Source organism: Obesumbacterium proteus (assembly GCF_001586165.1).
Classification (GTDB): domain Bacteria; phylum Pseudomonadota; class Gammaproteobacteria; order Enterobacterales; family Enterobacteriaceae; genus Hafnia; species Hafnia protea.
The window spans coordinates 3086102-3109322 of record NZ_CP014608.1 but is presented as its reverse complement, the minus strand read 5'-3'; the positions used below and the strand labels follow the sequence as shown (position 1 = coordinate 3109322).

Below are 23221 nucleotides of genomic sequence, written 5' to 3'. Positions count from 1 at the left end.
TGGAATCTGTCCTGCTTAAGCTAAAGATTTTAATATTTCGCGCAATGTTTCTGCTGGCGCTGGTGATTGGGTGATCGGACGCCCAATCACCATATAGTCCACGCCTGCTTTAGCAGCTTCAACCGGCGTCATAATCCTACGCTGATCGCCTGCTGAGCTTCCAGCGGGTCTAATGCCCGGTGTGACCAGCTTAAACGCCTGCCCGCAGCTCGCTTTCAAGCGAGTTGCCTCGTGCGCAGAGCAAACCACGCCGTCTAAGCCACACTCTTTCGTCAACCGAGCCAAGCGCTCGGCATAATCAGCCGGTGATAGTTCAATCCCAATGCCGCGCAAATCCTCTGCTTCCATGCTGGTTAACACAGTCACCGCGATCAACAGCGGCGCATCTTTTCCAAACGGCAGCAATGCCTCACGGGCCGCTGTCATCATGCGTGCTCCACCGCTGGCATGCACGTTAACCATCCAAACACCCAGCTCGGCCGCTGCCGCTACGGCGTGGGCGGCGGTATTTGGAATGTCGTGGAATTTTAAATCGAGAAAAACTTCAAACTGACGCTGCTGTAATTCGCGCACAAACTGCGGGCCAAACAGGGTAAACATTTCCTTGCCGACTTTAAGGCGACAGTCACGCGGATCGATATTATCGACAAATGCCAAAGCAGCATTTTTATCGGCATAATCGAGAGCGACTAGGATCGGTGACGTGATAGCATTTGCCTGAGATGGCGTAGAAATGGACATTGCGACTCCCTGAAGCTGGCGGTAAGTGAAATAAGGCCTTTATCAGGGAGGGCATTGTACACAGCGTTAGACAATGTGCCTAGCGCAGAGAGATGTTAACGCTAAAGAATTACTGACCATCGAGCCCACGAATCGGCTTAATGGTTGACCACGCACGACACGACGGGCAGTGCCAATACATCGTATGTGCGGTAAAGCCGCATTTCATGCAACGGTAGCGTGGCTTGGTTCGAATTTGCTCACCCACCATATCACGCAGCAGTTGCAAACTTTCTTTGGCCCTACCGTCTTCGGCTTCTGCCAGATGGTAATCCATCAAACGATGGAAGGTACGCATGGTTGGATGGCGTTGTATTTGACGGCCCACATACACCTGAGCCACTTCGATACCTTCGTTTTGTTCCAAGACCTCAGCCAACATCAGTTCTGCGGTTGCGCCGGTGTTCTCTTCTACGCAGCGGCGTAAAAACGAAACCCATTGCTCCGGCTGATTCAGTTGTTGGTAGCACTCCTGCATCATTGGCAAGACTTCACTGACCAACTCTTTGTCTTGCTCCAATACCTGAGACAGCACTTCAACCGCTTTTGCAGGCTCATTTTTGGCAATATAAATACGGCCAAACATCACCGACACACGTGCACAATTCTTATCCGCAGAGGCCGCCTTTTTTAACAGCGCCATTGCTCGGTCTAAATCATCGCTGCCCATTGCCTGCAATGACAGCTCGCAATAGAAGTGCGAAATTTCAGTGCGCTGCTGATCTTTGCCTAACTTCACCAGTTTCTCAGCAACGTCGATGGCTTTTTGCCAATCGCTGGTCGCTTGATGGATGATCAACAACTGCTGGAGTGCAGAGACTTTAAAATCTTGTTCATCAATAAGCTGATTAAACATTTCTTCTGCACGATCGTACAAACCGGCGGCCATATAATCACGGCCAAGCTGCTGCACGGCCAGCAAACGCTGATCGAAAGTCAGAGAAGCATTCTCCATCAAAGACTGATGGATACGGATAGCGCGGTCGACTTCGCCACGCGAGCGGAATAAGTTGCCTAACGTAAGATGCGCTTCGACCGTATTGCTGTCCTCTTTGAGCATATCAAGGAACAGGTCGACCGCTTTGTCCTGCTGGTTAGAAAGCAGAAAGTTCACCCCAGCCACGTATTCACGTGAAAGGCGGCTCGCTTCCTGTTGCTTATCCTGCTGAGCACTTCTGCGTCCCATATACCAACCATAGGCGGCAGCAACGGGAAGAAGCAGAAACAGCAGCTCTAACATAGTCTCTATTCCTTCGGCGTTGCAGAAGGCGCGAGGTTTTCTGGCTCAGTCGGCGCAGCCTGCTGTTCCAGTCGACGAATTTTTCGTTCAGCGCGCACTAAACCTAGGCGTACTCGGACATAAAACAGGCCGCAGATAACCCAACCCAAAATGAATCCGGCAGCAAACAGTGTGGCCAGCAGCGTCGATAGGCGATATTCACCCTGAGCAATTAAATAGTTGAACGCAACAACCTGATCGTTATGCGCACCCAAGGTGACAGAAAGCACAAAGATGGCTAAAACGATCAAAAAAATCAGCAGATATTTCACATTTCTTCCTGTAAATCAGGTTAACCGGATGAATTATGCCAAAGAAAACAGCACCCGAATGGTTAAATTATCATTTAGTTATATTGTAGGGAAACCCCACGTAGCACTAAAACCCTGTTTTAACAGCGTGCTCACCCTAACAACATCATGCCATTCTCCCATGAGATACCCAAGCACCGCAGGGGAGAATAGATAAATATTAGGATCATATGGGGCCAAATGCCTAAAACTTCAAGCGTTCTTGAGCCTTACTCTTCTGTGCGCGCACGGATCTCCTGAGATTCAGGCACACTGATACCAAGTGAACCGCACCACCGCTGTACCAGCACGCATGAAAGAGTGACAAGCGCCCAGCTAATCAGGCTTGCGACAATTAAATCCACAGGCCAGTGCATTCCTAATACCAGACGGCTTCCCATCACGCCTATTGCCCAAACGGTGATTAGCGTCGTTGAAACATAATGACGGCGCGGCAACAGCAGGCCAAACGCAAGCAGTGCCCACGTGGCAGCAAACATCGTGTGACCTGATGGAAAAGCAAAGCCAGTTTCAAACGCCCAGTGACTTTTCAGCCACTGTGGAATCCGTGTTTCATGCTGCAATTGTTCTGTGACAAGATTGCTACGCTCTGCGCGTTTGAGCGCATAAAACGCCTGAGCATCAACGCCGTGTTCACTTTCCAGCCACAAAACAAATGGCCGCGGTTCTTGCACCCAGCCTTTTATCGTTGACTTGATCGTCTGCCCCACCAATACCGTTGCCATCAGTATAATAAATAAGTTATCGTTGCTTTGATCCGAAAGCGTAAACACCATAAAAACCAGCAGCCAAGAATCAAGCACGTAAGTATGCCCCATGGCGCTGTCACTGTTTCAGTCATTGCAAAGAGAGCTTTGAGCACATTGTCTGAATCACCGGGCTGCCATTTCCAGCCGCAGACCCAAACGCTTACCGGCATCGCCAGCAGCACAATCAGGCCCAAAGTGGTACGTTTTGCAATCTGTAACATCAATTAATCCTTTCTTTCTATTGATTATTCAGTGTAGCAACACCATATCAATGAAGCCTATCAGGAATTGCCGAGCGGTGTTTTATTGACCGGTTGAAACAAATAATACGTGTCCTTCAGCGAAAACTGCTGTATCGACGCGACTTGTGGCAAAATAGGAACCCAATTAACGATTCGGTTTTACCGGATTTACTTCGGTTGTGCCTGCACTCACCTGCATCGGCGGCGCACAATAACCGATGTCCGTTATGGACAGTATCTAAAAGATGTAGTTGTGGAGATCAACATGCAGCTTAAACGAGTGGCTGAAGCAAAACTGCCGACACCGTGGGGTGATTTTTTGATGGTCGGCTTTGAAGAAATTGCCACCGGTCATGACCATCTGGCATTAGTTTATGGTGATGTCTCTGGCTCAACGCCGGTGCTTTCACGTGTGCACTCCGAGTGTTTAACCGGCGATGCCCTATTCAGCCTACGCTGCGACTGTGGTTTTCAGCTAGAAGCGGCGCTTGAGCACATTGCTGAAGAAGGTCGTGGGATCTTGCTTTATCACCGTCAAGAAGGTCGCAATATTGGCCTGCTCAACAAAATTCGCGCTTACGCCTTACAAGATAAAGGCGCGGATACGGTTGAAGCTAACCATCAGTTAGGCTTTGCCGCTGACGAACGAGATTTCACCCTCTGCGCAGATATGTTCAAACTGTTGGGCGTTGACAAAGTGCGTTTGCTGACGAACAATCCAAAGAAAGTAGAAATTCTGACAGAGGCAGGTATCAACATTACCGAACGCGTGCCGTTAATCGTGGGCCGCAATCCTAAGAATGAACGCTATCTGTCGACGAAAGCCGCAAAGATGGGTCACCTGCTCGATTAAGATACCGTATTGCTGATATAACGCAGATACAACAAAGGAGGCCAATGGCCTCCTTTTTAATACGCGCTTAGCGATATCACAGAATTAGTGATTACGGATGTACTCATCCATATCGGTTTTCAGGTTATCGGATTTTGTACCGAAGATAGCCTGAACACCAGAACCCGCAACCACCACACCCGCAGCACCCAGTTTCTTCAGGCCAGCCTGATCCACTTTAGCCACATCAGCCACGCTCACACGCAGACGAGTGATACACGCATCAAGGTTTGTGATGTTGTCTTTACCACCGAAAGCAGCCACCAGCGCAGCTGACATACCGTCATTGCTCTGCGCGCTTTGTTCGGAAGATGAATCCTCACGACCAGGCGTTTTCAGGTTCAGTTTGGTGATCAACACACGGAAGATCGTGTAATACACCAGACCGTAGATGATACCCACAATCGGGAACAGCCAGATTTTGCTGCTGTTTCCGCTCAGAACGATAAAGTCGATCAGGCCATGAGAGAAACTTGTGCCGTCACGCACGCCCAACAGAATACAAATTGGGAACGCCAGACCCGCTAGAATCGCGTGAATCGCATACAAAATTGGTGCTACGAACATGAAGGAGAATTCAATCGGCTCGGTGATACCCGTCAGGAACGAGGTCAACGCAGCAGAAATCATAATCCCACCGACTTTGGCACGGTTTTCTGGTTTAGCAGAGTGCCAAATAGCAATCGCCGCCGCAGGCAGACCATACATTTTAAACAGGAAGCCACCAGACAGCTTACCTGCGGTTGGGTCACCTGCCATATAGCGAGGGATGTCACCGTGGAATACCTGTCCCGCCGCATTGGTGAACTCACCGATCTGCATTTGGAAAGGTACGTTCCAGATATGGTGCAAACCAAATGGAACCAGAGAACGCTCAACCAGCCCGTAGATGCCAAAGGCAACAACAGGGTTTTGATAAGCCGCCCACTGTGAGAAGGTTTGAATTGCGGTGCCGACCGGAGGCCAAATAAAGGACAGTACAATGCCCAAGAAAATGGCAGCCAGACCAGAAATGATCGGAACAAAGCGTTTACCGGCAAAGAAGCCCAGATATTCAGGCAGTTTGATGCGGTAGAAACGGTTGAACATGTAGGCCGCAATAGAACCCGCGATGATCCCACCCAGCACACCGGTATCGGCTAAGTGCTTCGCGACGATCTCTTCGGCAGGCATGTGCAGGACCAGAGGCGCGACTACAGCCATGGTTTTCACCATAATGCCGTAAGCCACCACCGCAGCCAGCGCAGATACGCCGTCATTGTTAGTAAAGCCGAGCGCAACACCAATAGCAAAAATCAGCGGCATGTTTGCGAATACTGAGCCACCGGCTTCAGCCATCACATGAGAAACTACCGCAGGTAACCAGCTAAAGTTGGCAGAACCGACACCCAGCAGAATACCTGCAATGGGCAATACGGAAACTGGCAGCATTAGCGACTTACCCACTTTCTGCAGGTTTGCGAATGCGTTTTTGAACATAGTTGAGAGTGCTCCTGAATAAATAGTGCTCTTTTATTAGCCTGCCCTCGTATGCCCGAGAGTCACGCCGCGAACAGGAAGAGAACCTGAACGCCTAGAAGTGTCTTAGCACTCCTTTAATTTTTACGCAGGGTAAAATAAATACCCTGCAAGGTGTTTGATGGCTGTCACGTTTCCATAAATACAGAGATCTAAATAACATTTTTGATAAAAAAGCGTTAAAAAAATCACCAAAATGGTTTCATAAAATAGCCATGTAAACATTTTCGAACAGCAAGATACCTGCTTGAACGATTAATTACGAGCAATAAAATAAATAGGTGTTACCCATGCTTTGGCAGCGTCACACCGAACAAACGGCTGAAATTGTCTGTTGTTTGCTGAGCTAAATCATCAGGGGTCATCCCCTTTAATACCGCAAGATACTCAGCGACATCGCGAACATAGGCCGGTTGGTTCTCTTTACCACGGTGAGGCACAGGAGCAAGATAAGGCGAGTCGGTTTCCACCAGCATACGATCGACAGGAACATACCGAGCCACTTCACGCAGCGCATCTGCATTGCGGAAAGTCACGATGCCAGAAAATGAAATATAGAACCCCATATCAAGCAGTTGACGCGCTGTTTCCTGATCTTCCGTAAAGCAGTGCAGCACGCCGCCGCATTCGCTCACCTGCTCTTCACGCAAGATATCTAACGTATCCTGTCGCGCATCACGGGTATGCACAATCACGGGCTTACGCAGTTCGCGACCAATGCGGATGTGCTGACGAAAAGACTCCTGCTGCAAAGGAATATTGTCTTTCTGATAGAAATAATCCAGACCGGTTTCCCCCATCGCAACTACTTCAGGAACGTTCGCTAACTGACGCAGCTCATCATAGTCATAGCCACCGTCCAGATTCAGGGGATGGACGCCACAGGAAAAAGCGACGTTGTCGCGCTGCCCAATTTGTTCACGCATCGCGCGATAGCCCGGCAACGTCGTCGCCACGGCCAGAACAAAACCGACATCGCGCGCTTTGGCATCAGCTAAAACGCTATCGACACTTTTGTGCAGATTTTCATAATCCAGACCATCTAAATGGCAATGGGAGTCAACTAAGTACATAAATTTTGACCTGATATTAATGACGGAGCGCGTAGATAACCCCGAAGGTATGGCTACGCGCTAGGAGGAAAGGAGTCACTCCACAGACAAAGCTGCCGAGTGAGCATGAGCTCACGATTCAGTCCTGTGGTAGTGAGAAGCTGATGACGGCAGAAAATCCATTGCTCTAGCTGTTGCTGCAAAATCGTCGTTGCCTGAGTCGACGCCAATTGATAAACCAGCGGCTGTTGATCCAAGTTGGCAATGGCCGTGGTGGCGCCCTGTTGCAGCTTCATCGCATCGAGCAGCAACGCACATAACCATGTTAGTCGATCATGCACGTTATCGTGGTTTAACAGCGGTAATAGCTGCATCCATTGACGCTGAGGGATCGCTTGCTGCAACCCCTGACACAGCTGAAGACGCTGTTTCCAGCTATTTGGCTCAAGCAAACTCATAGCCGCCACAGGCGCTCCACCGTTCAAACGTAATGCGGTACGCATAGCCAACTCGTCACCCGGCTGTTGGCTTTGAAGCCAACGTAAGCTTAATGACTCGTCAGGCACAGCAAGGTGCATGTAAAAACAGCGGCTGCGTAATGTGGCTAGCAAATTGGCGGGCTCACGTGTGCCCAGCAAGAAATAGGTTTTCTCTGGTGGCTCTTCGAGCGTTTTTAGCAACGCATTGGCTGCCGCTTCTGTCAGCGTTTCAGCGCGCGGCAACAGAACCACTTTAGCGCCGCCTTGCTGAGCATGACCATAAAGATGCTCGATAATCTGGCGAACAGGCTCGATGCCGAGGCTGGTTTTCCCCTTTTCCGGCTGTAAGTCGTACCAGTCAGGATGGTTACCCGCCAACATCAAGCGACAGCTATGGCACTCACCACAGCTTTTGTCACCGTTTGGCCGCTGACACATCAGCCAGCGCCCCAATGCATACATCAGCGAATCATCACCGCAGCCCGCAATCGCGTGCACCAACAAAGCATGGTGCCCGCGCCCACTCTGGTGCTGAGCAACCAGTTGACGGTAAGGTGCGGTCAGCCAAGGATACCAATTCACGCGTGCTGCTCCTGATCCTTAAACCATGCCTGAAGCGCGATGCGGATAGAAGCCGTCACCTCAGGTAAGGTTTGCGAAGCATCAACGGTGATAATGCTGTCGTCCTGTTCGGCTAAGGCCAGATAGCGCGCTCTGGTGCGTTCGAAAAAGGCCAGCGATTCCTGTTCGATACGATCTAATGCACCACGGCTACGCGCTCGCTCTAAACCTATCGCTGGAGGTAAGTCCAGATATAGCGTTAGGTCAGGCTTAAAGTCGCCCAATACCGTATCGCGTAACGACTGCATCAGACGGGCGTCAATCCCTCGTCCACCACCTTGGTAAGCCTGAGAAGAAAGATCGTGGCGATCGCCGACCACCCACGCCCCGCGAGCTAAAGCCGGTTTGATCACATTATCCACCAACTGAACGCGTGCAGCGTAAAGCATCAGCACTTCGGCTTTATCGGTCAGTTTTTCGTTTTCAACACCTTGCTTGACCAGATCGCGCAATTTTTCAGCTAATGGCGTGCCACCCGGTTCACGGGTGAAAACAATATCCTCAATACCCTGCTGACGAAGCTCATCTACTACGGTATCGCGGGCAGTCGTTTTACCGGCCCCTTCCAGACCCTCAATCACGATGAACTTACTTTTCATTCTTTTCCCTTAGCACCTGCAAATAGTTGCGTACTGCTTGATTATGGCTCTGTAAATTAGTGGTAAATACGTGTCCACCTTTCCCATCTGCCACGAAATACAGATAGGACGTTTTATCTGGATGTGCTGCGGCCTCCAGCGAGGCACGGCTCGGCATGGCAATTGGCGTCGGCGGCAGCCCGGATATCACGTAGGTATTGTATGCGGTTGGCTGCTGTAAGTCGCGTCGAGTCAAATTACCGTTATAGTTTTTGCCAAGGCCATAAATTACCGTAGGATCGGTCTGCAAACGCATGCCAATGCGAAGGCGGTTGATAAACACCGATGCCACTTTGCCGCGTTCTTCACCAACGCCGGTTTCTTTTTCAATGATTGACGCCATTGTCACTAGATCTTCTGGTGTCTTATAAGGCAGATTTTTCTCGCGATCTTGCCATATCTCGTCAACTTCTTTGCTCATGCGATTGTACGCCCGCTTAAGTATCATCTCATCGCTATTACCCGCGGTGTAATGGTACGTATCGGGATAAAGCCAACCCTCAATGGGACGACCTTCCGGTATACCCAAAATTTTGGCGATCTGGCTTTCATCTTTATTCGCCAACGCATGTTTCAGGTTGGGTGATGCCGCTAGCACCTGCATCCAGTCTTGAAAACGCGTTCCTTCAATGAAGCGTACGGTGAACTGCGCTTCTTTGCCGCTTTTAAGCAGCTCAAGAAATTCACGCACGGTCATACCGGGGGTAATGCGATATGTACCCGCTTTAAAATTAGCCAACTCAGGCTCAAGCTGTAGTAGCCACGGGAAATAGCGGGGATGCGCAATGAGCTTATCTCTCACTAGCAGGCCCTCTAGCGCTACGCGTCCGGTGCCCGCTGGGAGTTTAAACAATGTTTCTTGGGTAATCGCCAAAGGCGTTCGGGCAAACTTCTGCACTTGTTGATAGCTCCAAAATAGCGCCACTAACAAAACAACAATGCAGACAACAAGAAGTCCAAACAGTTTTTTCTTCATTCAACCGCCAAATCATGACTCATACACAGGAAGTAAACACTGTGGTAATAAATAGTCCGCCAATTGCCGTGAGCTGAAGCGATACTCCCCCGCTTCATTTACCGGCAACAGCGGCATTAAAGAATTGCATATAAAAACTTCTTCCGCGTCTCGCAGCACGTCTAAAGATGCCGAGACAACGCTTAATTCATACTCGCTTTCAGCCAATAAACGAATAATACGCTGACGCATTAGACCCTCTACGCCAGCGTTGGCAAGCGTTGGCGTAAATACTCGTCTTCCAATTCGCCAGAATAAATTAGCCGCACAGCATTCCACTAGCCTAGCGTCGCTGTCAAGCACCAGCGCCTCGTGAGCGTTCGTCTGCGCAAGCTTTGCCTTAATCAGCACCTGCTCTAGGCGGTTAAGATGTTTAATGCCAGCAAGAGAAGGATTAATGCCTAGGCGAATAGGACTGACGGCAAGCGTGACGCCATCCTTCTGCCACTGGGCATACTGAGCTGGGATTGCGCTATTTGAAAATATACGACACGGGTTTTCAGCACCGGAAATGGAATAGCCACGCCCACCACTGCCTCGAGTTATAACCGCTTTAACTACGCCATTCCCTGTCTCAGCCGCCGCTTGACGGAATTCTGTAAGCCAAGCCGTCCAATCAACCGGTTCAATCAGTAACCGCGAACAGGCAAACTGCATCCGGCTAAAATGAGCGTGAATATCATCGATTCGCCCTTGCACAGCACGAGCCGTGGTGAAACAACCATCGCCATAGTGCAAGCCACGGTCGCTGAGCGAAATAACCTCTGCGGGTGTTCCATTAAGCCAAAACATCACCAACTCCCGACGATGACCAAGGCGTTCTGCCTCGATCCGGTACTCATATTTTAGCGTTTTGAGAGGCGCAGGTAAAAAAAATGGCCCCATAAGGGCCATTTGATTTATGCAGATAACATCTCAAAACTTAAGCGACTTAGATCTTGCGAAAAATCACAGAACCGTTAGTGCCACCAAAGCCGAAGGAGTTACACAGTGCATATTCCAAACCTTTTACCTGACGAGCTTCGCCTGGTACAAAGTCAAGATCACAACCTTCATCTGGGTTATCCAAGTTGATGGTTGGCGCAACAATTTGGTCGCGCAGCGTCAGAATAGTAAAGATAGATTCAACTGCACCAGCGGCACCCAGAAGGTGGCCCGTCATAGACTTGGTGGAGCTGACCATCACTTTACCGGCGTCTGCGCCGTATACACTTTTCACTGCCTGAGTTTCTGCTTTGTCGCCCGCCGGAGTAGACGTTCCGTGAGCGTTGATGTAGCCAACCTGAGATGGATTCAAGCCTGCATCACGCAGAGCATTCACCATCGCCAGTGCTGCACCTTCACCGTTTTCCGGTGGAGAAGTCATGTGGTAAGCATCGCTACTCATACCGAAACCAACGATTTCAGCATAAATTTTTGCACCACGCGCTTTCGCATGCTCGTACTCTTCAAGAACCAGAATACCAGCACCGTCACCGAGAACGAAACCGTCACGATCTTTATCCCATGGGCGGCTTGCCGCTTGCGGGTTATCGTTACGCGTTGACAGTGCGCGTGCGGCACCAAAGCCACCGACACCCAGAGGTGTACTCGCTTTTTCTGCACCACCTGCCAGCATGACGTCTGCGTCGTTATACGCGATCATACGAGCTGCATGTCCGATGTTATGCACACCAGAAGTACATGCCGTAGCAATAGAAATGCTTGGGCCACGCAGACCTAACATGATAGTCAGATGACCCGCTACCATGTTCACAATGGTTGAAGGCACGAAGAATGGGCTGATTTTACGCGGTCCGCCTTTAACAAGCGCACTGTGATTTTCTTCAATCAGGCCAAGCCCACCGATACCAGAACCAATCGCGGCACCGATACGTGGAGCATTTTCTTCAGTCACTTCAATCCCAGAATCTTTAAATGCCTGAATACCGGCAGCGATTCCGTACTGAATGAAGGCATCCATCTTGCGTGCATCTTTACGCGAGATGTAGTCTTCACTATTAAAATCCTTTACTAAGCCAGCAAAACGCGTTGCATAGGCGCTAGTATCGAAATGGTCGATTAAGCTGATGCCACTCTGCCCGGCTACGATAGCATCCCAAGTGGAATCTACGGTATTACCGACAGGAGACAACATGCCCAGTCCGGTCACAACAACTCGACGCTTAGACACGCTTGTCCTCCAGGGAGGGAATTTAATTTGAAACTCTATGAGAGCAGGAAAAAACGTAGGCGGTCGAGTGACCGCCTAGATGTGTTCGATTACTTGTTCGCAGATTCGATGTAGTCGATTGCTGCTTGAACAGTAGTGATCTTTTCTGCTTCTTCGTCCGGAATCTCAGTATCAAACTCTTCTTCCAGAGCCATAACCAGTTCAACGGTGTCAAGAGAATCAGCACCCAGATCGTCAACGAAGGAAGCAGCATTCACGACTTCGTCTTCTTTAACACCCAGCTGTTCGATAATGATTTTCTTAACGCGTTCTTCGATAGTGCTCATACTCTTAAATTTCCTATCAAAACTCGCTTTCGCGATGGTTTTCGTAGTGTATTGAAAGTTGAAAAAGATGCAACTAAATCCCGGCTGGTCAAACCACGATTTTGCGTTATTTTGCGGTCATTCCCTCAAAAAACGCAAATTATTTTCGTGATTTTTAGATCATATACATGCCGCCATTGACATGTAAGGTCTCACCGGTGATGTAGCTAGCCTCATCTGAGGCTAAAAATGCAACAGCGTTAGCGATTTCTTTTGCTTCACCCAAGCGGTTCGCTGGGACCTGCGCCAGAATGTCTTTACGCTGCTCTTCCGTTAGCGAACGTGTCATATCGGTCTCAATGAAACCAGGAGCCACGACGTTAACGGTAATGCCACGAGAAGCAACTTCTCGTGCTAGAGACTTACTAAAGCCAATCAAACCTGCTTTAGCGGCCGCGTAGTTTGCTTGTCCTGCATTACCCATTGTACCCACAACAGAGCCAATGGTGATAATGCGGCCACAGCGTTTTTTCATCATAGCTCGTAAAACCGCTTTTGACAGGCGGAATACAGACGTCAGATTCGTGTCGAGGATATCCTCCCACTCATCGTCCTTCATACGCATCAATAGGTTATCACGAGTAATGCCGGCATTATTGACCAAAATGTCAATTTCGCCAAATTCAGCACGGATGGTGCTCAATACTGCATCAATAGAAGCCGGATCAACAACGTTCAGGTTTAAACCTTTGCCGTTTTCGCCCAGATAAGCGCTAATATCTTCTGCGCCTTTATCACTGGTTGCGGTGCCGATAACGCGTGCACCACGGGCAACCAAAGTCTCAGCAATAGCGCGGCCAATACCACGGCTTGCGCCGGTGACCAGTGCAATTTTTCCTTCGAAGCTCATCTTTTTCCTCTTCTTATTGTGCAAGCGCGGCAGATACAGACGCAGCGTCGTTAATCGCGGCTGCCGTCATAGTATCAACAATACGCTTGGTTAGACCGGTCAGAACTTTACCCGGACCAACCTCCAGCAGATGCTCAATACCCTCACCCGCCATAAATTCGACTGATTCACTCCAACGCACTGGGCTATACAGCTGGCGCACCAAAGCATCACGGATAGCCTCAGGTGAGGTTTCAGTTTTAACATCCACATTGTTCACTACGGGGAACTGAGGCGCATTGAAAGCAATACCCTGCAATGCAATGGCGAGCTTATCCGCAGCGGGCTTCATCAGTGCACAATGCGACGGCACGCTAACAGGCAACGGCAGCGCACGTTTGGCGCCAGCCGCTTTACACGCAGCACCAGCACGCTCAACGGCGTCTTTATTGCCCGCAATAACAACTTGTCCAGGAGAGTTAAAGTTCACAGGAGAAACAACTTCACCCTGAGCAGACTCTTCACAGGCCTTAGCAATGGCATCGTTATCCAGACCTATAATGGCAGACATCGCACCAGTACCCGCAGGTACTGCTTCCTGCATCAGCTTACCGCGCAGTTCAACTAAACGAATAGCCTGTTTGAAATCCAGAACACCGGCACAGACCAACGCAGAATACTCACCGAGGCTATGGCCAGCCATCATTGCAGGCTGAGCACCATTTTCCTGCTGCCATACGCGATAAATCGCGACGGAAGCCGCCAGCAACGCAGGCTGTGTTTGCCAAGTTTTGTTCAACTCTTCAGCAGGGCCTTCCTGAACCAGTTTCCACAGGTCGTAACCCAACGCGTCAGATGCCTCAGCAAAAGTCTGCTCTACAATCGGAAATTGTGCCGCAAGATCGGCCAGCATACCTACGGTTTGCGAACCCTGACCTGGAAACACCATTGCGAATTTAGACATGTTTGTTTTCCTGATATTCTTTTTATAACCAACGAGTTAAATGTTGTCACAACGTAACTAATGCAACAACACTTATGCCAACGTCAGAAAATCTTAACGATTAAAAACGAACCAAAGCAGAGCCCCAGGTGAAACCGCCACCAAAAGCTTCCAGCAGAATCAGTTGACCACGCTGAATGCGGCCATCACGGACGGCCTCATCTAACGCGCAAGGCACGGATGCCGCAGACGTGTTGCCGTGACGATCAAGAGTCACGATCACGTTTTCTAACGTCATACCCAATTTTTTCGCGGTTGCGCTGATAATGCGCAGGTTAGCCTGATGCGGAACCAGCCAATCCAAATCGCTACGTTCAAGGTTATTCGCAGCAAGAGATTCGTCGACGATATGCGCAAGTTCAGTTACGGCAACTTTAAACACCTCGTTACCCGCCATCGTCAGATAAGCCTGATCTTCGGTGTAACGTTGGCGATTTGGCAGAGTCAGCAACTCGCCATAGTGACCGTCAGCATGGATGTGAGTCGAAAGAATACCCGCATCTTCAGATGCACCGAGTACAACAGCACCCGCTCCGTCACCAAAGAGGATCACGGTGCCACGATCGGTCGGATCTAGGGTACGGCTTAAAGTATCAGAGCCGATCACCAGCGCATGTTTAACCGCGCCGTTTTTAACGTACTGATCGGCAATGCTCAGCGCGTAGGTAAACCCAGCGCAAGCAGCGGCAACGTCAAAAGCCGCGCAACCTTTGATATCCAGCATCTGTTGAACCTGACACGCCGCGCTTGGGAAAGCATGCGTTGCCGATGTGGTAGCAACAACGATCAGGCCAATATCATTTTTATCGAGCCCAGACATTTCAAGCGCATGTTTCGCCGCTTCAAATGCCATGGTTGATACGTTTTCATCCGGCGCAGCGATGCGACGTTCACGAATGCCTGTACGGGAAACAATCCACTCATCAGACGTTTCAACCATGCTTTCTAAATCGGCGTTGGTACGCACTTGTACGGGCAGGTAGCTCCCCGTACCGAGAATTCTTGTATACATGTACGATCAATCACTCTTGGGTAATATCGCCTCAAGGCGCAGGGCAATTCGCTGTGGAATTTGCCTTTGCACCGCCTGCACAGCCTGTTCGATAGCGACAGCGAACGCTTTTTCATTCGCCGCGCCGTGGCTTTTAATCACGGTGCCACGTAATCCTACCAGACAAGCTCCATTATACTGGTCGGGGTTCAAATCACCGAAACGCTTAGCAATTCTTTTTTGTATCAAGCGCCCCAATAATTTTAACCACCAAGAGCGCTTGCGCTTCTCTCCTGGTGATTTGAGAAGGGATAGAAACATACGCACCACCCCTTCCATCGTCTTTAACGTAACATTACCCACGAAGCCGTCACAAACCAACACATCTGTTTTGCCTGTCAGCAAATCATTGCCTTCCAGATAGCCGATATAGTTAATCGCTGGCGTGCTTTTGAGCACAGCGGCGGCTTCGCGGATATTGTCTAAACCTTTAAACTCTTCTTCACCAATGTTTAGCAGGGCGATGCGTGGCGAGCTTATGCCAACGATCTCTTCCGCCATTACCGCACCCATCACGGCAAACTGCACTAACATGGCGCTAGTACTTTCTACGTTAGCGCCCAAATCCAGCACTACCGTCTTACTCTTTTGCTGATTCGGTAACACCGTCATCAGCGCTGGACGCTCAATACCGTCTAGCGGTTTAAGCATCAATTTCGCCAGCCCCATCAGCGCACCGGTATTCCCCGCACTGACAACGGCCTGAGCCTCACCATTCTTCACTAAATCAAGCGCGATACGCATCGATGTTCCTTTGCTGGTGCGGATAGCATGCGAAAGTTTAGCATCGTTGGGTATAACTGATTCAGCAGGGATCACACGCAAACGTTGTTGAAGCGCAGGTGCTGCTTTAGCAAGATAAGGTGCGATGGCGTCGGGTTGTCCGACAATTAGAAGGTATAGCGACGAAGTAGACGCCAGTGCCTGCAAAGCTGCAGGCACTGTGATGCAAGGACCGAAATCCCCGCTCATAGCATCTAACGCGAGGGTTAGACGAGTCAAAGTATCGCCTTGTAAATACTAAAAGTATTACTTAACGATAACCTTGCGACCGCGGTAGAAACCGTCCGCAGTGACATGGTGACGCAGGTGAGTTTCACCGGAAACCTTGTCAACAGAGACGGTAGTCGTGGTCAGCGCATCGTGTGAACGACGCATACCACGGCAAGAGCGGGTTTTTTTGTTCTGTTGTACGGCCATTGACCTTACTCCTTGATTACTTACGCTTTAAACTGGCTAATGCGGCAAATGGATTCGGCTTGTCTACCTCAGGAGGTAGTTTACCAAATACCATGTCCGCGTCGGACACTTCACAGTGTTCAGATTCATGCACCGGAACTACCGGCAGGGCGAGGATGATTTCATCTTCAACCATTGCCAGCAAATCGACTTCACCAAAATCGTTGACTTCGATCGGCTCGTAAGCTTCCGGCAATGCCTCAGCCTGCTCGTCATTGGCGACCGGGCTGAAACAATACGTTGTATGGACCTGCTGTTGGAACGTCTGATTACAGCGCTGACAACATAACGTGACCGTTACGTCGGCATGGCCGGTAATCACCGCTAACCGCTGGTTATCAATATTAAATGACAACGACACGGCAACATCGCTATCCACACTGACCACAGATTCAGCAACTCGTGTTACCTGCTCAGACGAATAGAAACCAACGTAATCTAATCGTTTCTGTGCAGTACGAACTGCATCAAGGGTCAAGGGTAATTTTACCTTTTGCATAGGGCGCGCATATTAACTTTGTAAAGACCGAGAGTCAAAGGAAAAGGCCTTGTAGGCACACTTTCCCTCCAATATTCGCTTCCTGAGCGGCGGACAGTTTAAAATGTCAGATTCAATTACGCCATGCTTTATGGAAAAAATATGTCACCTTTAATTTTAGCGTCTACTTCGCCCTACCGCCGAGCTTTACTTGAAAAGTTCGGCGTTGAATTCATTTGCGCCGCGCCCGACACGGACGAAACCCCAAAAGACGGCGAGTCAGCGGCCGAACTGGTCCAGCGTCTAGCACAAGAAAAAGCGCAATCTCTGGCCGATAAATTCCCTAATCATTTTATTATTGGCTCCGATCAGGTCTGCGTTATTGACGGGAAAATTGTCGGAAAATCAGGCTCGATTGAGAATGCGCATCAACAATTGCGTGCCGCCAGTGGCAAAATCATTACCTTTTATACCGGCCTCTGCGTGTTAAATAGCCATACGATGCAAAAGGAAATAGTGTGTGAACCTTTTCACGTCCATTTTCGCCACTTAACCGATGACGAAATCCACGCCTATATTAAACTCGAGATGCCGCTGTACTGTGCAGGCAGTTTTATGTGCGAAGGTGCGGGTATATTGCTGTTTAGCCAGCTTGAAGGCCGCGATCCTAACGCATTAGTGGGGTTGCCTTTAATTGCACTCAACGAAATTCTGCTTAAGTTTGGCTATAACGCATTGCTTGAAGGTAAAAATAAAGCATAAAAAAAGCCGGAATAATCCGGCTTCGTTAATTTAGCAGCGACTAGCTGGCTTTCGTTTTACGCAACACATCGAGACAATGGCGCAATTTCTTGTCCATAGGAGCTTCCACCCGCATGGTTTCGCCTGTATTCGGATGTTCAAAGCGTAATGCGGCAGCATGCAAGAATAAGCGGTCTAGGCCGGTTCCCTTCAGCTCAGCATCAAAATCACGATCGCCATAGCGATCGTCGAAGGCAATCGGATGACCAGCATGCAGCGCATGCACGCGGATTTGGTGAGTTCGGCCCGTCACGGGACTCGCCTTCACCAAGGTTGCGTGCTCAAAACGCTCTTCAACTTTAAAGCGCGTTTCAGACGGTTTACCTTCAGCATTAACGCGAACAATGCGCTCGCCGCTTTGCAGAATATTTTTGAGTAGCGGCGCCTGCACGACTTTACAATGTGACTGCCACTGACCGCGAACCAGCGCCAAGTAGTCTTTCTGCATCCCTTTCATGCGTAGTTGTTCATGCAACGCACGCAAAGCAGAACGCTTCTTAGCGACCAATAATACACCGGAGGTTTCGCGGTCTAGGCGGTGCACTAGCTCAAGAAAACGCGCTTCAGGACGTAATGCGCGCAGTCCTTCGATAACACCAAAGCTTAAGCCACTGCCGCCATGCACTGCGGTGCCCGATGGTTTATTCAGCACCAGTAAATGATCGTCTTCAAAGATGATGCAATCATTCAGCGCAGCCACTTTGTCCAGCTTCGCCGACACGGGAGCCTCGTCTCGCTCGGCAATTCGCACCGGCGGGATTCGAACTTCATCACCCGGCTGTAATTTATATTCTGGCTTGATGCGTTTTTTATTAATTCGCACCTCACCCTTACGCACGATGCGATAAATCATACTTTTTGGCACGCCTTTCAGCTGATTGCGCAAAAAATTATCAATACGCTGCCCTGCCTCATCGGCGGCAATCGTGACTAACTTTACTGAGGTGTTATTCATATTCATGGGCGCGATTTTAAAGAGGCATTCAACTGCATGCCACTTCTTTTTTGAGCTAACGGCAGATTATCGCGAATGGTAAGAATTATGAGCGCTGGGAGAACGTTTGCGCCCGCATCCTGCCTAATATACGAGCAACCAGACACACTTGTTGTGAAGTACTGCAAGAATCTTCTTGATAAGGGTAAAAGTCGTCTTGCTATAGAGGCCGTTGCAGTGGAATAATGACAAAGATTTCCGCGTTAATTCTCATTAAGACAGGGAAAACGACGGGATTTGACGTTTACTTGATGCCACAGAAATGCAGCAATGGCGTAAGACGTAGTGTGAAATCAAGTAATTAGCGGGCTGTGGGTAGCAGTCTGACCTAAAACATGGAATCAGCAATGCTGCATATTTTTGCAATTATTGACTGATAAACAGTGCTGTGTTTCACAAAGCTGTATTTTCGCTAAGAAACATAGGCTTACCGAAATATGCGCCCCTATGCAGGCGACAACCGTGAGGTTGACGACTTTGCGATAAGACTCGGGGTCATCGGTCTTCCTCTCGGTCAGGACGTTATTTTGCCCGCAGCTTAGTTGCCAATGCAAAAAAAATGAGTAAGTTGAAGATGAAAAGAATGTTGATTAACGCAACTCAGCAGGAAGAGTTGCGTGTTGCCCTTGTTGATGGACAGCGTCTGTATGATCTGGATATTGAAAGCCCTGGTCACGAACAGAAAAAAGCTAACATTTACAAAGGGAAAATAACCCGTATTGAGCCAAGTCTGGAAGCTGCTTTTGTAGATTACGGTGCTGAACGACATGGTTTTCTCCCCCTCAAAGAAATTGCCCGCGAATATTTCCCAAACAATTACTCCTCACATGGTCGCCCAAACATCAAAGATGTTTTACGCGAAGGTCAGGAAGTTATCGTTCAGGTTGATAAAGAAGAGCGTGGCAACAAAGGCGCTGCACTAACAACGTTTATCAGCCTTGCTGGTAGTTACTTAGTACTGATGCCTAATAACCCACGCGCTGGCGGGATCTCTCGTCGCATCGAAGGTGATGACCGCACTGAATTGAAAGAAGCCCTTTCTTCTCTGCAGTTACCCGACGGCATGGGCCTTATCGTTCGTACCGCAGGCGTTGGCAAATCAGCCGAAGCACTGCAATGGGATCTGTCATTCCGTTTGAAACATTGGGATGCCATTAAAAAAGCCGCTGAAGGCCGCCCTGCTCCGTTCCTTATCCATCAGGAAAGCAACGTTATTGTTCGCGCATTCCGTGATTACCTGCGCCCAGACATTGGCGAAATCCTGATTGATAATCCAAAAATTCTCGATCTAGCCAAACAACATATCGCCGCGCTGGGACGCCCTGATTTCAGCAGCAAGATTAAACTCTATACGGGTGAAATCCCGCTGTTTAGTCACTATCAAATCGAATCTCAGATTGAGTCAGCTTTCCAACGTGAAGTTCGCCTGCCTTCCGGCGGCTCCATTGTTATTGACTCCACTGAAGCCCTAACAGCTATCGACATCAACTCCGCTCGTGCTACACGCGGTGGTGATATCGAAGAAACCGCATTCAACACCAACCTTGAAGCCGCTGATGAAATTGCTCGCCAGCTGCGTCTGCGTGACCTTGGTGGCCTGATTGTCATCGACTTCATCGATATGACGCCAGTTCGTCATCAGCGCGAAGTTGAAAACCGTCTGCGTGATGCCGTTCGCCAAGACCGTGCGCGTATTCAGATTGGACGCATCTCTCGCTTTGGTCTGCTTGAAATGTCTCGCCAACGCCTCAGCCCATCACTGGGTGAGTCAAGCCACCACGTTTGCCCGCGCTGTAACGGCACCGGCACCGTGCGTGATAACGAGTCACTTTCACTCTCTATCCTGCGTTTGATTGAAGAAGAAGCGCTGAAAGAGAACACCAATGAAGTTCACGCTATCGTTCCTGTGCCGGTTGCCTCTTACCTGCTGAACGAAAAACGTGAATCTGTTAGCGCCATCGAAAAACGTCAGGACGGCGTTAAAGTTATCGTGGTTCCTAACGACCAGATGCAAACTCCGCACTACAACGTAGTTCGTGTGCGCAAAGGTGAAGAAACCAGCACCCTCAGCTATCTGCTGCCTCAGTTGCATGAAGCAGAAACGCTAACCGCCGAGGAAGAGCCGGTTCTAGAGCGTAAACGCCCAGAACAGCCTGCGTTGGCGGCATTCTCACTGGATGTTGAAGCGCCTCCAGCTGAAACAGCCGCACCAGTCGTTGCAGCACCTGCGGCTAAAACCGTTGCACAGCCTACAACGCCTGCCCAGCCAGGTTTGGTAAGCCGTTTCTTCTCTGCGCTGAAGAACATGTTTGCAGGTTCTGAGCCTGAGCAAAAACCAGCCGTAGAAGTTTCAGCGCCTGCTGAAGAACCTCGCCGTCAGAATCAAGACCGTCGTAACAACAACCGCCGTCAGCAGAATGGTCGCCGTGATCGTAACGATCGCTCTGACCGTAACAACGACCGTAACGAACGCAACAACGATCGTAACGACCGCGGTGAGCGTACTGAACGCAGCAACGAGCGTAATAACGACCGCAACAGCAACCGTGAAGACCAGCGTCGTAACCGTCGCCAGTCAACACAACCGGCTAATGCTGATGTGAACGTTGAAACAGCGAACGTTGAACAACGTGATGAGCAGCAGCCTCGCCGTGAACCACGCAATAACGATCGTCAACGTCGTCGCACTGAAGATAAGCGTCAGGCCCAGCAGGAAGTTAAAGCGCTGGAAAACAACGATGCCGCAGTAGCGAATGAGGCTGAAGAGAACAGCCGCGAAGAGAATCAGCACATGCCGCGCCGTCAGCGTCGCCAACTGACTCAGAAAGTTCGCTTTACTACTCAGGCTGAAGACGATGCAGCAGCAGCTCTGGCTAAAGCATCCGTTCCTGCCGTTGTCACAGCCCCTGTAGTTGCAGAAACTGCACCACAGGCTGAACCAGCACAGCAGCAAAACAATGATGATGAAGGGTTCCGTGATAACCGCCAAGGTGAAAACGGTATGCCACGTCGTTCACGCCGCTCTCCTCGCCATCTGCGTGTGAGTGGCCAACGTCGTCGTCGTTATCGTGATGAGCGTTATCCAACTCAGTCACCAATGCCGCTGGCATTCGCCGCAGCATCGCCTGAGATGGCTTCAGGTAAAGTGTGGATTAGCTACCCAGTCGCACAGCAGGCTATCTCTGAGGTTGAAGTTGAAACTCAGCCGATCGCAATCGAACAGCCGATTGAACAAGCACCTGTTTCACCGGTTAACGAGTCTGTGACTGAGCATGTTGCTGAACAGCCTGTCATCGTTGAAGAACCTGTTGCTGCACCTGTAGTAGATGCTGAGCCTGTTGTTGAATCGGTCGTTGCGACCTCAGCGGCAGCAGTTCCAGCTGTGTTTGACGCCATCGCGCCTGCACAAGTCATCAATGACGAACCCGCTACTGTTGAAGAAACAACATCAGTTGTTGAAGAATCGGTTGCAGATGAAAAACCCGTTGTCGTTGAAGCCGAAGTGGTTGAAGAAACCATTTCTGAAGCGCCTGTCGTAACAGAAACTACAGTGGCAGAAACTGTTGTTGAAGAAAACGCGGCTGAAGAGACTCACGCTGAACCAACTACCATTGACGCAACTGCGGCTGAAACGCCAGTGGTTGAAGAAACGGCAGTTGAAGAACCTGTTGTTGAGTCAGTCGTACAACCAGTTGTTCAGCCAGCCGTAGCGGCGAAGCCTGTCGTTGTCGTAGCAGCTAAGGCTCAGCGCGTAGCATCAGCGCCAATGACCAAAGCTCCAGCGCCAGAGTATGTACCTTCTGCGCCTGCTGTCAGCAACTGGCAGCGCCCTACTCTGGATTTGCAGAGCAAAGGCGGTGCGGGTGGACACGCTGCGGTAAGCCAAGCAACGGCTCCAGCGACTAAGCCACCAGCGGTTACTGACTAATCAGCTAGTGCATTAAATAAAAAACCCGCCGATGGCGGGTTTTTTTATATCGATACATTGAGTAGGAATATATTTACCAAATAACAAAAATCATTCTCAATCATTTAATAATACATATTATAATTAATTAGCGTAATAATTAATCATCGTTTGAGCTATGATAAGTTTCTTACAGATGAAATTTAATTTGGCTAGAATTTCTAGTACCGCACTGTATTATGCCCGCACAGTCTCCGGCTGCATGATGCAATGGGCATTAAGGAAAACCTTAGCCCCCGGAGACTGGCTATGCCCATGCTGTCTGTATCAAAGAGTGGGCACCTAATACACTATATTTCCACACCTAATATAAAGACGCCAAAATATATAGTTATTAACACACCAGCTTTATATATCAGGCAATCTGATGTAGTACTTTAATATCGAGCGTTTCCAGTTTTCCCTCAACTTCTTTTACGAAGTTCTGGAAATGAACGGTGCTATTATGACGATCAACCGCTTCCTGTGACGCCCACACCTCGAAGAAAACATAGGTTCCTTTATGTCCAATCTCCTCATGGAGGTCATATTGGATATTGCCCATTTCTTGTCTGCTTGGCTCAACGACACGCTCAACCGCGCTGTGAATAGCCGCTTTGTGTTCAGGTTTAGCTATTAAAGTTGCAACTATACGAACTTCACTCATCGTGGTGCTCCTTTTTTATGTCCACTGAATTAATTCATGTAAAACCTACTGCCAGACTACGCTTTTTATCACACAAAATCCTGCTGGAATTATATGAAT

The 23221-nt window shown here is 49.5% G+C and carries 23 protein-coding genes; 3 read left to right on the top strand and 20 right to left on the bottom strand.

Going from position 1 to position 23221, the window contains the following annotated elements; all coding sequences use genetic code 11:
• Positions 1–15: 15 nt before the first annotated feature.
• The 4 genes from pyrF to pgpB form a co-directional block, all read right to left on the bottom strand.
• Positions 16–741: an orotidine-5'-phosphate decarboxylase gene (gene pyrF / locus DSM2777_RS14790; RefSeq protein ID WP_061554390.1), complete on the bottom strand. Its 726-nt coding sequence runs from the start codon at positions 739–741 to the stop codon at positions 16–18.
• Positions 742–850: 109 nt separating this feature from the next.
• On the bottom strand, positions 851–2020 hold the full coding sequence (gene lapB / locus DSM2777_RS14785; RefSeq protein WP_061554389.1) for a lipopolysaccharide assembly protein LapB: 1170 nt from the start codon (positions 2018–2020) through the stop codon (positions 851–853).
• A 5-nt stretch (positions 2021–2025) separates the two neighbouring features.
• Positions 2026–2331, bottom strand: coding sequence for a LapA family protein (locus DSM2777_RS14780; RefSeq protein WP_061554388.1), 306 nt, complete (start codon positions 2329–2331; stop codon positions 2026–2028).
• Positions 2332–2579: 248 nt separating this feature from the next.
• Positions 2580–3173 (bottom strand): phosphatidylglycerophosphatase B, encoded by a 594-nt coding sequence (pgpB, locus tag DSM2777_RS14775; protein WP_237087784.1) that lies wholly within the window; start codon positions 3171–3173, stop codon positions 2580–2582.
• Between the two features lie 453 nt (positions 3174–3626).
• Between pgpB and ribA the strand changes: the two genes are divergently transcribed.
• Positions 3627–4214, top strand: a complete 588-nt coding sequence (gene ribA / locus DSM2777_RS14770; RefSeq protein ID WP_061554387.1) for a GTP cyclohydrolase II — start codon at positions 3627–3629, stop codon at positions 4212–4214.
• Positions 4215–4298: 84 nt separating this feature from the next.
• On the opposite strand, the gene ptsG is transcribed toward ribA, so the two are convergent.
• The 14 genes from ptsG to yceD all read right to left on the bottom strand — a co-directional run bounded on the left by ptsG (position 4299) and on the right by yceD (position 16735).
• Positions 4299–5732, bottom strand: a complete 1434-nt coding sequence (ptsG, locus tag DSM2777_RS14765; RefSeq protein ID WP_061554386.1) for a PTS glucose transporter subunit IIBC — start codon at positions 5730–5732, stop codon at positions 4299–4301.
• A 323-nt stretch (positions 5733–6055) separates the two neighbouring features.
• Positions 6056–6844, bottom strand: coding sequence for a metal-dependent hydrolase (locus DSM2777_RS14760; RefSeq protein WP_046457452.1), 789 nt, complete (start codon positions 6842–6844; stop codon positions 6056–6058).
• A gap of 53 nt (positions 6845–6897) precedes the next feature.
• Entirely contained in the window at positions 6898–7884 is a 987-nt protein-coding gene (holB, locus tag DSM2777_RS14755) for a DNA polymerase III subunit delta' (RefSeq protein ID WP_061554385.1), read from the bottom strand.
• Positions 7881–8522 carry a dTMP kinase gene (gene tmk / locus DSM2777_RS14750; protein ID WP_061554384.1) on the bottom strand — a complete coding sequence of 214 codons (642 nt, stop codon included), beginning with the start codon at positions 8520–8522 and terminating at the stop codon, positions 7881–7883. The genes holB and tmk overlap by 4 nt, the downstream gene beginning before the upstream one ends.
• A complete protein-coding gene (mltG, locus tag DSM2777_RS14745; RefSeq protein ID WP_061554383.1) occupies positions 8512–9537 on the bottom strand; it encodes an endolytic transglycosylase MltG in 1026 nt (341 codons plus the stop codon). Before mltG ends, tmk begins: the two co-directional genes overlap by 11 nt.
• A gap of 12 nt (positions 9538–9549) precedes the next feature.
• The gene (gene pabC / locus DSM2777_RS14740; protein ID WP_061554382.1) at positions 9550–10368 is read right to left on the bottom strand and encodes an aminodeoxychorismate lyase; all 819 of its coding nucleotides are present in this window, start codon (positions 10366–10368) and stop codon (positions 9550–9552) included.
• A gap of 139 nt (positions 10369–10507) precedes the next feature.
• Complete coding sequence (fabF, locus tag DSM2777_RS14735; protein ID WP_046457447.1) at positions 10508–11749, bottom strand: beta-ketoacyl-ACP synthase II; 1242 nt, start codon at positions 11747–11749, stop codon at positions 10508–10510.
• 89 nt (positions 11750–11838) lie between these two features.
• A complete protein-coding gene (gene acpP / locus DSM2777_RS14730) occupies positions 11839–12075 on the bottom strand; it encodes an acyl carrier protein (protein ID WP_004092933.1) in 237 nt (78 codons plus the stop codon).
• Positions 12076–12229: 154 nt separating this feature from the next.
• Entirely contained in the window at positions 12230–12964 is a 735-nt protein-coding gene (fabG, locus tag DSM2777_RS14725) for a 3-oxoacyl-ACP reductase FabG (RefSeq protein WP_040046512.1), read from the bottom strand.
• 13 nt (positions 12965–12977) lie between these two features.
• Complete coding sequence (gene fabD, locus DSM2777_RS14720; RefSeq protein WP_046457446.1) at positions 12978–13907, bottom strand: ACP S-malonyltransferase; 930 nt, start codon at positions 13905–13907, stop codon at positions 12978–12980.
• Positions 13908–14007: 100 nt separating this feature from the next.
• Positions 14008–14958, bottom strand: coding sequence for a beta-ketoacyl-ACP synthase III (locus tag DSM2777_RS14715; RefSeq protein ID WP_061554381.1), 951 nt, complete (start codon positions 14956–14958; stop codon positions 14008–14010).
• Between the two features lie 6 nt (positions 14959–14964).
• A complete protein-coding gene (gene plsX / locus DSM2777_RS14710; RefSeq protein ID WP_071889925.1) occupies positions 14965–15999 on the bottom strand; it encodes a phosphate acyltransferase PlsX in 1035 nt (344 codons plus the stop codon).
• Positions 16000–16026: 27 nt separating this feature from the next.
• Positions 16027–16197, bottom strand: coding sequence for a 50S ribosomal protein L32 (gene rpmF, locus DSM2777_RS14705; protein WP_004092921.1), 171 nt, complete (start codon positions 16195–16197; stop codon positions 16027–16029).
• Positions 16198–16213: 16 nt separating this feature from the next.
• Positions 16214–16735 (bottom strand): 23S rRNA accumulation protein YceD, encoded by a 522-nt coding sequence (gene yceD / locus DSM2777_RS14700; protein ID WP_025797194.1) that lies wholly within the window; start codon positions 16733–16735, stop codon positions 16214–16216.
• 141 nt (positions 16736–16876) lie between these two features.
• On the opposite strand from yceD, the gene DSM2777_RS14695 reads away from it, so the two are divergent.
• On the top strand, positions 16877–17476 hold the full coding sequence (locus DSM2777_RS14695) for a Maf family protein (RefSeq protein WP_061554380.1): 600 nt from the start codon (positions 16877–16879) through the stop codon (positions 17474–17476).
• A gap of 40 nt (positions 17477–17516) precedes the next feature.
• On the opposite strand, the gene rluC is transcribed toward DSM2777_RS14695, so the two are convergent.
• Positions 17517–18476, bottom strand: a complete 960-nt coding sequence (gene rluC / locus DSM2777_RS14690; protein ID WP_061554379.1) for a 23S rRNA pseudouridine(955/2504/2580) synthase RluC — start codon at positions 18474–18476, stop codon at positions 17517–17519.
• A 607-nt stretch (positions 18477–19083) separates the two neighbouring features.
• On the opposite strand from rluC, the gene rne reads away from it, so the two are divergent.
• Positions 19084–22437 carry a ribonuclease E gene (rne, locus tag DSM2777_RS14685; protein WP_061554378.1) on the top strand — a complete coding sequence of 1118 codons (3354 nt, stop codon included), beginning with the start codon at positions 19084–19086 and terminating at the stop codon, positions 22435–22437.
• Between the two features lie 394 nt (positions 22438–22831).
• Here rne and DSM2777_RS14680 read toward each other — a convergent pair whose 3' ends face one another.
• Positions 22832–23122: a putative quinol monooxygenase gene (locus tag DSM2777_RS14680; RefSeq protein WP_061554377.1), complete on the bottom strand. Its 291-nt coding sequence runs from the start codon at positions 23120–23122 to the stop codon at positions 22832–22834.
• Between the last annotated feature and the right edge of the window lie 99 nt (positions 23123–23221).